This is a genomic window from Mesorhizobium sp. M0060 (assembly GCF_040323155.1).
Taxonomy (GTDB): domain Bacteria; phylum Pseudomonadota; class Alphaproteobacteria; order Rhizobiales; family Rhizobiaceae; genus Mesorhizobium.
Genome location: NZ_JAMYUP010000008.1, coordinates 186,988 through 197,116 on the forward strand (window position 1 = coordinate 186,988; position 10,129 = coordinate 197,116).

At 63.5% G+C, this 10,129-nt stretch carries 13 protein-coding genes; 9 read left to right on the forward strand and 4 right to left on the reverse strand.

Annotated features, from left to right (window positions below):
• Window positions 1–4 precede the first annotated feature (4 nt).
• The 4 genes from NKJ94_RS11080 to atzF are packed head-to-tail and all read left to right on the forward strand — an operon-like array spanning window position 5 to window position 4,353.
• Window positions 5–1,537 carry an ABC transporter ATP-binding protein gene (locus NKJ94_RS11080; RefSeq protein WP_352524929.1) on the forward strand — a complete coding sequence of 511 codons (1,533 nt, stop codon included), beginning with the start codon at window positions 5–7 and terminating at the stop codon, window positions 1,535–1,537.
• Complete coding sequence (locus NKJ94_RS11085) at window positions 1,537–2,205, forward strand: cysteine hydrolase family protein (protein ID WP_352524931.1); 669 nt, start codon at window positions 1,537–1,539, stop codon at window positions 2,203–2,205. Before NKJ94_RS11080 ends, NKJ94_RS11085 begins: the two co-directional genes overlap by 1 nt.
• Window positions 2,198–2,548 carry a cupin domain-containing protein gene (locus NKJ94_RS11090; protein ID WP_352524933.1) on the forward strand — a complete coding sequence of 117 codons (351 nt, stop codon included), beginning with the start codon at window positions 2,198–2,200 and terminating at the stop codon, window positions 2,546–2,548. Before NKJ94_RS11085 ends, NKJ94_RS11090 begins: the two co-directional genes overlap by 8 nt.
• On the forward strand, window positions 2,545–4,353 hold the full coding sequence (atzF, locus tag NKJ94_RS11095) for an allophanate hydrolase (protein WP_352524935.1): 1,809 nt from the start codon (window positions 2,545–2,547) through the stop codon (window positions 4,351–4,353). Before NKJ94_RS11090 ends, atzF begins: the two co-directional genes overlap by 4 nt.
• A gap of 59 nt (window positions 4,354–4,412) precedes the next feature.
• On the opposite strand, the gene NKJ94_RS11100 is transcribed toward atzF, so the two are convergent.
• Complete coding sequence (locus tag NKJ94_RS11100) at window positions 4,413–4,970, reverse strand: cytochrome c (RefSeq protein WP_352524937.1); 558 nt, start codon at window positions 4,968–4,970, stop codon at window positions 4,413–4,415.
• A complete protein-coding gene (gene cueR / locus NKJ94_RS11105) occupies window positions 4,967–5,365 on the reverse strand; it encodes a Cu(I)-responsive transcriptional regulator (RefSeq protein WP_352524939.1) in 399 nt (132 codons plus the stop codon). Before cueR ends, NKJ94_RS11100 begins: the two co-directional genes overlap by 4 nt.
• Window positions 5,366–5,627: 262 nt before the next feature.
• On the opposite strand from cueR, the gene NKJ94_RS11110 reads away from it, so the two are divergent.
• From NKJ94_RS11110 to NKJ94_RS11130, 5 genes are all read left to right on the forward strand, one after another.
• Window positions 5,628–6,695 (forward strand): type III polyketide synthase, encoded by a 1,068-nt coding sequence (locus tag NKJ94_RS11110; RefSeq protein ID WP_352524941.1) that lies wholly within the window; start codon window positions 5,628–5,630, stop codon window positions 6,693–6,695.
• On the forward strand, window positions 6,692–7,405 hold the full coding sequence (locus NKJ94_RS11115) for a methyltransferase domain-containing protein (protein ID WP_352524942.1): 714 nt from the start codon (window positions 6,692–6,694) through the stop codon (window positions 7,403–7,405). The genes NKJ94_RS11110 and NKJ94_RS11115 overlap by 4 nt, the downstream gene beginning before the upstream one ends.
• Window positions 7,402–8,631, forward strand: coding sequence for an NAD(P)/FAD-dependent oxidoreductase (locus NKJ94_RS11120; protein ID WP_352524944.1), 1,230 nt, complete (start codon window positions 7,402–7,404; stop codon window positions 8,629–8,631). Before NKJ94_RS11115 ends, NKJ94_RS11120 begins: the two co-directional genes overlap by 4 nt.
• A 558-nt stretch (window positions 8,632–9,189) precedes the next feature.
• Window positions 9,190–9,318: a hypothetical protein gene (locus tag NKJ94_RS11125; protein WP_352524946.1), complete on the forward strand. Its 129-nt coding sequence runs from the start codon at window positions 9,190–9,192 to the stop codon at window positions 9,316–9,318.
• A 10-nt stretch (window positions 9,319–9,328) separates the two neighbouring features.
• Window positions 9,329–9,661, forward strand: a complete 333-nt coding sequence (locus tag NKJ94_RS11130) for a four-helix bundle copper-binding protein (RefSeq protein ID WP_352524948.1) — start codon at window positions 9,329–9,331, stop codon at window positions 9,659–9,661.
• Between the two features lie 75 nt (window positions 9,662–9,736).
• Here the strand turns inward: NKJ94_RS11130 and NKJ94_RS11135 are convergent, their stop codons facing one another.
• Both NKJ94_RS11135 and NKJ94_RS11140 read right to left on the reverse strand, forming a co-directional pair.
• On the reverse strand, window positions 9,737–9,895 hold the full coding sequence (locus tag NKJ94_RS11135; RefSeq protein WP_352524950.1) for a hypothetical protein: 159 nt from the start codon (window positions 9,893–9,895) through the stop codon (window positions 9,737–9,739).
• A gap of 33 nt (window positions 9,896–9,928) precedes the next feature.
• A partial coding sequence (locus NKJ94_RS11140; RefSeq protein ID WP_352524952.1) for a hypothetical protein occupies window positions 9,929–10,129 on the reverse strand: 201 nt, incomplete at its 5' end.

Sequence of the window (10,129 nt, forward strand, 5' to 3'; positions counted from 1 at the left end):
GATTTTGAGCGGAACCCCCGGCAAGAAAGCCGTCGGCGTCGAGACCATCGGCATGGCCATGCGCTTCGGCGCCTTCACCGCGCTGGACGACGTCTCGATCAAGGTGCCGGCGGGATCGTTCCATGCGCTGCTCGGCGAAAACGGCGCCGGCAAGTCGACGCTGGTCAAATGCATGATGGGTTTTTACCACCCGACCTCCGGCGACATGCTGGTCGATGGCCGCGAGGTCGCGATCGCCAGCCCGAAGGATGCGTCAGCGCTCGGCCTGGGCATGGTCTACCAGCACTTTACCCTGGTCCCGTCGCTGACCGGTGCGGAAAACCTGGTCATTTCGCGCGAGAAGGTGCCCGGCGTCATCGACTGGCGCAAGGAGCGCGCCGCACTTGCGCAATTCATGCAGCGGATGCCGTTCAAGCTGCCGCTCGATGTCAAGGTGGCGGAACTTGCCGCCGGTGAGAAGCAGAAGCTCGAAATCATCAAGCAGCTCTATCTCGGCCGCAGTTTCCTGGTGCTCGACGAGCCGACCTCCGTGCTCACTCCCGGCGAGGCGCAGGAGGTGCTTGGCCTAGTGCGCGACATGACAAGGAGCGGCGACCTTACGGTGCTGATGATCTCGCATAAATTTCATGAGGTGACGGCGTTTGCCGACGACATCACGGTGCTGCGCAAAGGCAAGCTGACCGGAACGGGGAAGGTCTCGGAACTCTCCCACAAGCAGATGGCGGCGATGATGATCGGCGACCAGCCGATTGCAGCGCTCGACAGTCGTGCTCCGGTGCCGGCCGGAGCCCGGCAGGTTCTGACGGTGAAATCGCTGAAGGCGCCCGACCGAACGGGGCTGAAAACCATCGACATCGGCGAACTCGATGTGAAGTCCGGCGAGATCGTCGGCATTGCCGGCATCTCCGGCAACGGCCAGAAGGAGTTTCTCGAGGTCCTTGCCGGACAGCGGGCACGCAATGCCGGCGACGTTCTGGTGAAGGGCTCGCCCTATGGCGCCAGCCGCAGCGAGGCACGCACGCTCAATGTCCGCTTCATTCCGGAGGAACCGTTGCGCAACGCTTGCGCGCCGCGGATGACGGTGGCGGAAAACATGGCTTTCCGCACCTTCGACCTGAACGAAGCCGGCAAGCCGATCAACTGGATCAGGATGAGTGCCATCAGGGACTACGCGGCCCGCCTGGTCGAACAGTTCAAGGTCAAGACGGCCTCGCTCGCTTCGCCGATTTCGTCGCTGTCAGGCGGCAATGTGCAGCGCGCCGTGCTGGCGCGCGAGCTGACAGGCGACGTTGATCTTCTGATCGTCTCCAATCCGTGCTTCGGCCTCGACTTCTCCGCCGTCGCCGAGATCCGCGCCCGCATCATGAAGGCGCGCAACGCCGGTGCCGCCGTGCTTTTGATGTCGGAGGACCTCGACGAGCTGCTCGAACTCTCCGACCGCATCTTCGTCATGTCCGACGGCGCGCTGGTCTACGAGACGCCGATCGCGCAGGCGAGTGTGCAGACGATCGGCGAGCACATGGCGGGACATCATTGATGGCGGAGATCGACGCGCTGCCGTTTCCGTTTGTCTTCAAGCCTGAGGCGATGGCGCTGGTCGTCATCGACATGCAGCGCGACTTTGCCGAACCCGGCGGCTTCGGCGCCAGCCTCGGCAACGACGTCAGCCGGGTGGTGGCGATCGTGCCGACGGTGAAGAGACTGATCGAGGGATTTCGCGCCGCCGGCCTGCCGGTCATCCACACGATGGAGTGCCACAAGGCAGACCTTTCGGATCTGCCTCCGGCTAAGCGCAATCGCGGCAATCCGTCGATCAGAATCGGCGACACTGGGCCGATGGGCCGTGTGCTGATCGTCGGCGAGCCAGGAACGGCGATCCTCGATGAACTTGCCCCATTGCCTGGCGAGATCGTCATCGAAAAACCGGGCAAGGGGGCGTTCTATGCGACCAGCTTCGGCGATGACCTGAAACGGCTCGGCGCGCAGCAATTGGTCTTTGCCGGGGTGACGACGGAGGTCTGCGTGCAGACGACGATGCGCGAGGCCAACGACCGCGGCTATGAATGCCTGCTCGCCGAGGATGCGACCGAGAGCTATTTTCCGGAGTTCAAGGCGGCTGCCTTGGCCATGATCAGGGCGCAGGGCGCCATCGTCGGCTGGACGGCGACAACGGACCAGGTGCTCGAGGGACTTTCCAATGCCTAACATTGCATACCAGGCTCTCATCCAAGGGGGCTGGCGTGATCTGCCATTCGAGCATTTTCGCGAAGGCATCACAGTGCATTGGCTGCTCAAGGGCAGTCCGGTCGAGCCGTCGGTCGCGATCCTGAATTACCGGGCGGGCGCCGGCGTGCCGCGTCACCGCCATGCCGGGCTGGAAACCATCATCGTACTGGAAGGCACGCAGAGCGACGAGAATGGCGATTATGCCTCGGGCAGCGTGATCCTGAACCCGGTCGGAACCGAACACTCGGTGTGGACGAAGGATGGCTGCGTCGTGCTCATCCAGTGGAACCTGCCGGTAGTCATTCTGGGCGAGGCCAAATGAACGACATCCGCTTCGACATAGGCAGCTTGCACGCCGCCTATCAGGCCGGCGTCGGCATCGGCGAGATGGTCGATACGCTCCATGCGCGGCTCGCGGCGGCCGATGACCCCGGCATCTTCATCCATCTGGCGAGCAGAGCGGAGATGCTTGCCGAAGCAGAAAAGCTCGGCCCGTTCGATCCGGTGGCAAAGCCGCTATGGGGCGTACCGTTCGCGGTCAAGGACAACATCGATGTCGCCGGCATGCCGACCACGGCGGCATGCGCCGAATTTGCCTACTTGCCGGTGAAAGACGCTACCGTCGTGGCGCGGCTCAAGGCCGCCGGCGCGCTGGTCGTCGGCAAGACCAATCTCGACCAGTTCGCCACTGGCCTGGTCGGCGTGCGCACGCCCTATCCGATCCCGAGGAACGCGATCGATCCAAAACTGGTGCCGGGCGGCTCCTCGTGCGGCTCGGCCGTGGCGACGGCGCGTGGCATCGTCTCGTTCGCGCTCGGCACCGATACCGCCGGCTCCGGCCGCATACCCGCCGGTCTCAACAACATCGTCGGGCTGAAGCCGAGCGTCGGCGCGATTTCTGCCGCCGGCGTCGTGCCGGCTTGCCGGACACTCGACTGCGTCTCGGTGTTCGCGCTCACTGTCGACGACGCCTACAGCGTGTTCGAGGCCGCGGCGGCAAAGGACGACGCCGATCCTTATTCGCGCGACCTCTGCATTCAGGCTCTTGCCGCGCGCCCGCCGGTGCTGACGGTTGGCGTGCCGGCGAAGGCCGACCGGATATTCTTTGACGACGGAGCGATGCAGGATGGCTTCGAGGCCGCTCTTGCCTCGCTCGAGAAGCTGGGCTGCAGGCTGGTCGAAATCCCTTTTGGCGATTTCTACGCCACTGCCAATCTGCTCTACGAAGGCGCCTGGGTGGCCGAGCGTTACGCCGCGATCAGGGACTTCATGGAAGTCAACGAGGTAGCGATGCATCCGGTGACGCGGCAGATCATTGGCGGCGCACGAAAACTTTCCGCAGCGGACGCCTTCAAGGGGCTCTATGCCTTGCAAGCCTTCAAGGCCAAGCTTGCGCTGGTCATCGCCTCAGTCGACCTTTTCTGTGTGCCGACCGCGCCGACCCACTACACAGTCGAAGCGGTGTTGGCCGATCCGATCGTCACCAACAGCCGGCTCGGCACCTACACCAACTTCGTCAATCTGCTCGACATGTGCGGCATCGCCGTGCCGACCGGAACACGCAGCGACGGTTTGCCGATGAGCGTTACCTTGCTTGCCGCGGCTGGCAAGGACCACCTGACGGCGTCGCTTGCCCGCGACATCCATGTGGCAAGCGGTCTTTCGCTGGGCGCTACCGGCTGGCCGCAGCCGTTGCGTGGCGATGCGCGAGCGGACGTGGATGAAGGCACGATCGAACTGGCCGTGGTCGGCGCCCATCTGTCGGGGATGGCGCTGAACGGCCAGTTGCAGCGGCTCGGCGCAATGTTCGCCCGGGCTGCAAGAACGGCGCCGCTCTACCGGCTTTACGCGCTTGCCGGCCAGTCGGTGTCGAGACCAGGTCTCGAGCGGACCTGCAACGGTGAGGGGACTGCGATCGAGGTCGAAGTCTGGCGGCTATCGCCGCAAGCCTTCGGCCGCTTCGTCGCCGCGATCCCGCCGCCGCTCGGCATCGGAACGCTTGTGCTTGACGACGGAACTTCGCCGAAAGGCTTCCTCGTCGAAAGTGCCGGCCTTACCGATGCAGAGGAGATTTCGCATTTTGGCGGCTGGCGCAATTTCGTGGCGGATCAGCAACTGCGGAGCTGACGAGAAAGAATGCCGGTCGACGCTGGATCGCCGTCCGCCGGCTGGCGTTCAGCCGGCCATCACTCGACCTTTTGCCGGAATTTCGAATGGCAGCTCGAGCAATCCTGCAAGATGAGATGCAGGAGGTGCTCCGCCGGCAATTTGGCGGGGTCGGCTTCCGCCGGCCCCGGCCGCTTGCCAAGCAGGCTGCCACCGCCCATCGCCAGGCCGGAACCCATTCTCATGTCGTCGGTGATACGCGGCGGCGCCTGCTCGGCGTCGGAGGCCAGGGCGCTGGCCAGCGTCCCGATGTGGCGAGCCAGCCCTTCGAACTCCGCGCGGGCGGGGTCGATATCCGGCTTGGCGCCTGAAGGCGCGCCCAATGTCGCGCTGGGGAATTCGGCAATCAGGGAAGGGCCGGTGCGGGCGCGGATGGTCTCGGCCGCCGCCTTGAACGCCGCGGCGTCATAGGCCCGCTTGCCGTCGAACATCCCGGCGATCGCCTTTGCCGCCGCGGCCATTTCCTTCATCGAGGCCTGGCGAGCCTCGATGACCGCATCACGGCCCGAATGGCCGGCGGCGAGCACGACAGAGACGCAGGCAAGCGACAGCACTGTTGCAGCAGCTGCGAGCCTCACTGGGCCATGCCTTGTCCCGCCAGCTCGTCGATGATCGGGCAATCCGGCCGCTCGTCGCCGTGGCAGTGACTGACCAGATGGTGGAGTAAGCCGCGCAATCCGACCAGTTCGGCGATCTTCCTGTCGACCTCCACCAGCTTGGCTTTCGCGATCGCTTTCACGTCGGCGCTGTCACGTTCCCTGTCTTGGTACAGCGAGAGCAACTGGCGGCATTCGTCGACCGAAAACCCCAGGCTTCGCGAGCGCTGCACGAAGCGCAGCCGGTGAATATCGGCCGTCGAGTAATCGCGATAGCCATTGTCTGTCCGGGCCGGATGCAAGAGCCCGATGTCCTCGTAATAACGGATCGTCTTGGCCGGCAGGCCGGATTTTTCGGATGCGATGCCGATGTTCATGGTGGAAAATCTCCTTTGTCGAAGCAATAGACCTTCCAGTAGATGGAAGGTCAACCTGATGTGGCGATTTTGGATGCCCGACGCAACCGCCCGCAGGCTCCAACCGTTTGCCTGCCAACAGCGCATACTGAACCTTCGGGAAGAAATCAGTTTTCGGAAACGTTTATCGAACAGCGCTCAAAACCCGGTGTTCGACACCGGGTACCGATGAGAAGACCCTCCGGCGGCACGTTACATCGTGCATACGCCGAGGAGACAGAATATGCCCGTCAAGGCCTATATCAACCGGATCGCGACAGCGGTGCCGGAGCACGAGGTTCATCAATTCTACCTGCGTTTCGCGGCCTCCATGCTCGCGGCCGATCGCCGGAGACTCTTCGAACGCATGGCCGATCTTGCCGGCATCGAGCACCGCTATTCCTGCTTTGCGCCGGCGTCCGACCCCGAAGGACCAAATGCCGACCTGGCCGGGACCTTCATCCGGGGTGCGTTTCCCGGAACGGCCATGAGAATGGCGATGTTCGACGATGCCGCACCTGTTCTGGCGCAAAAGGGCATCGACGGGTTGCAGCTTGGCGACGACGCTTCCCGCATCACCCATCTTATCGTCACCACCTGCACCGGTTTTTCGGCGCCGGGCATCGATCTGGAGCTGGTTGCGCGTTGCGGGCTGCCCGACAGTGTCGAACGCACGATGATCGGGTTCATGGGTTGCTACGCGGCGATCAACGGCCTCAAACTGGCCCGCCACATCGTTCGCTCCGACCCGCAGGCCAAGGTCCTGCTGGTCAATATCGAGCTCTGCACGATGCATCTGCGTGAAACCACCGAACTGGAAAAGCTGCTGTCGTTCTGCCTTTGGGGCGATGGCTGCGCGGCCGCGCTCATCACCGCCGAGCCGGCCGGCATCGAGCTCGATAGCTTTCACTGTATGGTGGCGAGGGAACGGCGGGATCTGATGCGCTGGAATATTCGCGACCACGGCTTCGAAATGGTTCTTTCCGGCCAGGTCCCGGCAGCGATTCATGAAGCGTTACGCAACAACCAGGCCGCCATCCTCGGCGGCCGACCGACCGAGGCGATCGACCTTTGGGCCGTACACCCGGGTGGACGTTCGGTGCTCGACGCCGTCGAAAGGGCCTTGAAACTGGAGCCCACCGCGCTGGAACCATCGCGCGAGGTGTTACGCCAATACGGCAACATGTCGTCGGCGACCGTCATGTTCGTGATGAAGGAGATGCTGAAGGCGCCACCCGGCCTGGTCGGCTGCGGCATGTCGTTCGGTCCCGGGCTGACGGCCGAAACCATGCTCTTTCGAACGGTGTCATGAGCGGCCTGGAGCGCCGGCAGCTTGCGCCGGAAATCCTTGACGGACTTGCGGCCGAAGATCCGCGAGCGCTGACCGCGCGCCGCGACCTTCGTCGCATCAATATGCTGATGTTTCAGGTGCCGATAATGACGTCGTTGCTCAGGAGGTTTGTTCCAAAGCCGCCACGCCGCGTTCTGGAGATCGGCGCCGGCGATGGCTCCTTCATGCTGGCGGTAGCGCGGCGCATGGCCAGGCATTGGCCTGACGTCGAATTGGTGATGCTCGACCGCGTCGACCTCATCACGCCGCAATTGCGCGATGATTTTGACAGGCTGGGATGGACGGTCGAAGGCGTCACTGCCGATGTCTTCGACTGGGCAAGAAAGAATGAGGGCACGCGGTTCGATGCGATCACTGTCAATCTGTTTCTGCATCATCTGGACGATGCCGAACTCGTGCGCCTGTTTTCGTTGATTAGGCCGAAAGCCCCGTTGCTGCTGGCGACAGAGCCGCTGCGGGCGAAACTGGCGCTGGCCGCGACCCGTCTTCTCCCGGCAATCGGCGCCAACGACGTCACACGAAACGACGCGGCGCAAAGCGTGCGTGCCGGCTTTCGCGGCAGCGAGCTTTCCGGGCTCTGGCTTACCGCCAACGGCAAACCGGTCGAGGAACGGCGCGCCGGCCTGTTTTCCCACATTTTCGTTGGCGCCAGCTCCGGCAACGACCCATGACGCGATTATCGACCCATGATGCGATCATCATCGGCGCCGGCCCGGCGGGGACCTCCGTCGCGCTCACGCTGGTCCGGCGTGGATGGGGCGTGGCCATTGTGGAAAAGAGCGCGTTCCCGCGCCGCAAGGTCTGCGGCGAATACATGTCGGCAAGCAATCTTGCGCTTCTGGACCAGCTCGAGATCGGCGATGCCTGGCGTGCCAATGCCGGCCCCGAAATCCGCCGTGTCGGCTTCTTTTCCGGCGAGACCTGCGTCGAGGCAGAAATGCCTCGTGCAAAAGATGGGCGCTCTATAAGATCTGCAAAAGATGGCGTCGGCCGGGCGCTCGGCCGGGACATTCTCGATTCCCTGCTTTTGCAGGCCGCGCGATCGGCGGGTGTCGAAATCTTTCAGCCCTGCCGCGCCGTCGCCATCGACCGGGATGGCGAGATGCAAAGGGTACGAATTCAAGCCGGAGACGAAACGACGACGTTGCGAGCGCCGGTGATTGTCGCCGCGCACGGCTCTTGGGAACCGGGACCATTGCCCAGCCAGCTCGGAAAGACCAATCGCCCGTCGGACCTGCTCGGCTTCAAGGCGCATTTCACCGGGTCGTCCCTGGCGCCGGATTTGATGCCTCTGCTGGCCTTCCCTGGCGGCTACGGCGGCATGGTTTCGGCGGATCATGGCCGGTTGTCGATCTCGTGCTGCATTCGGCGCGATATGCTCGCGCGGCTGCGTAAACAACATGGCCCCAAACACCGGAGCCATGTGTCGGCCGCCGATGCGGTCTCCCGCCACCTGCTGGACTCATGCCGGGGCGTGAGGGACGCCCTGGATTCGGCTCTCCTCGACGGTCCGTGGCTTGCCGCAGGGCCGATCCGGCCGGGAATTCGCTCCTGCTACGAACGGGACATCTTCCGCGTCGGCAATGCAGCCGGAGAGTCTCATCCTGTTATCGCCGAGGGCATCTCGATGGCGCTTCAGTCTGGCTGGATGCTGGCTTGCGAACTCGCATCCACTCCAGGTGGCCAAGCAGCGCGCGAGGCTGCCGCCAGACGCTATGAGGCGGCCTGGAAAAGACTGTTTTCGACCCGGGTCTACGCTGCCGCTGCTATCGCCGGAATTGCCCTTCGCCCCGGCAGCGCCACCTTGATGGCGGCGATCGTCCGGAATTTCCCGCAAGCACTGACATTGGGCGCGCAACTGAGCGGCAAGACAAGGCCGGTTCCCGGCTTCGTCTGACGAGTAGTGCGGCGCATTGGGCACGCCGAACACTGGCTGTCGGAACAGTTAGGGCCACCGCGCGTTGGGCGCGAATGCAAGTTCGGGTTGCGACAGGGATGGACCTTTCATGGGTGGCGTGGATCATCTTTGCCGCGTTGCTGATTGTTGCCGGCCGGCCGGTTCCTTCTGCCGTCGACCCGGTTCCTTCTGCCGCCGACCAACTGATCGCATCGCCCGTGCAGCATCTCTCGACCTCGAATGAGTCCGTAGCGGCGGGCGAACCCGCCGCTACCGGCGGGCACTTTGACGACGCAACCTGTCCCGCTCACCATGCCGTCCAGTGTTGCGGATCGGCGTGTTGCGGATCGGCCTGTCATGCCGTCCTCATCGATGAAACGGCATTAAGCGCGTCGAGCGCTCCGGCAAGGCAGGTTCAATCCGGTCCGACGCGCGCCCATGGCACCGTGCCTCGGCGAATTGAACGGCCGCCAATCGATCGGATGTCCTGAACGGACGCCTAAACAGGGTGTCCATCCTGTTTTCGGGCTCACAGCCCCAATCCGATTGGAGAAGACCATGAGAAAGCAGACAATCCTTATAGTTGTCGGCCTGATGGCCGGCGTCGCAACAGCCGTCGCCGCCTCGTCCGGCTACACAGACAAAGCGATGACAACCCACAAGGCTTGGCAGGCCAAGGCGGAGTGAGGACACGATCATGCACAACCAGTCTCCCGAAATGAAGGACTGCATCGAGGTTTGCCTGGATTGCTATCAAGCCTGCCTCGGCATCGCTTCGGGGCATTGCCTCGAAACCGGCGGTAAACACACCGAGCCGGAACATTTCCGGCTGATGCTCGCCTGCGCCGAGATCTGCCGGACCGCTGCGCATTTCATGCTGCTCGGTTCGGCGCATCACAAACATGTCTGCCGCGAATGCGCAGAAATCTGCGACGAGTGCGCAGCAGACTGCGAGCGCATCGGCGATATGCAGGACTGCGTCGAAGCCTGTCGGCGTTGCGCCGAGAGCTGCAGAAGGATGGCGGCTTGATCGTCCGCCGGCGGGCGACAAGCCCGCCGGCTCGGCATTAGCCATCGGCGCGGGGAATCGTGTTGCCACGGCAGTCTACACGCCACCGCCGCAGCCGTCCGACAGGCCCCAGACGTCGACGGCCTGCCTGCCGGTGAAACCGTGCTCGCGGATCAAGACCTTCGCCAGTCCGCCATACACTTTCCAGCGCCAGCATTGGCAGCAACATGGCCCCTTCTCCTCGGAAATTGCCATCGCATAGTCGTATGCCTGACGGTGTCTACGGCTTCAGGTTCGCAGGTATTTGACCAGGGCTGCAATCGCGAGCAAGAGGGCGACGAACACCAGGACCCAGACGAGCGCCATGCCGCCCATCATCCACGTACCCATTATCCGGTATGTGATCTGTGGTGCCTTTTCGTCCTGCTGTTCTTGTTTTGGAACGGCCTTATGGTGAGCCCATCCGGGACGTGGGGCACCGGGAGCACG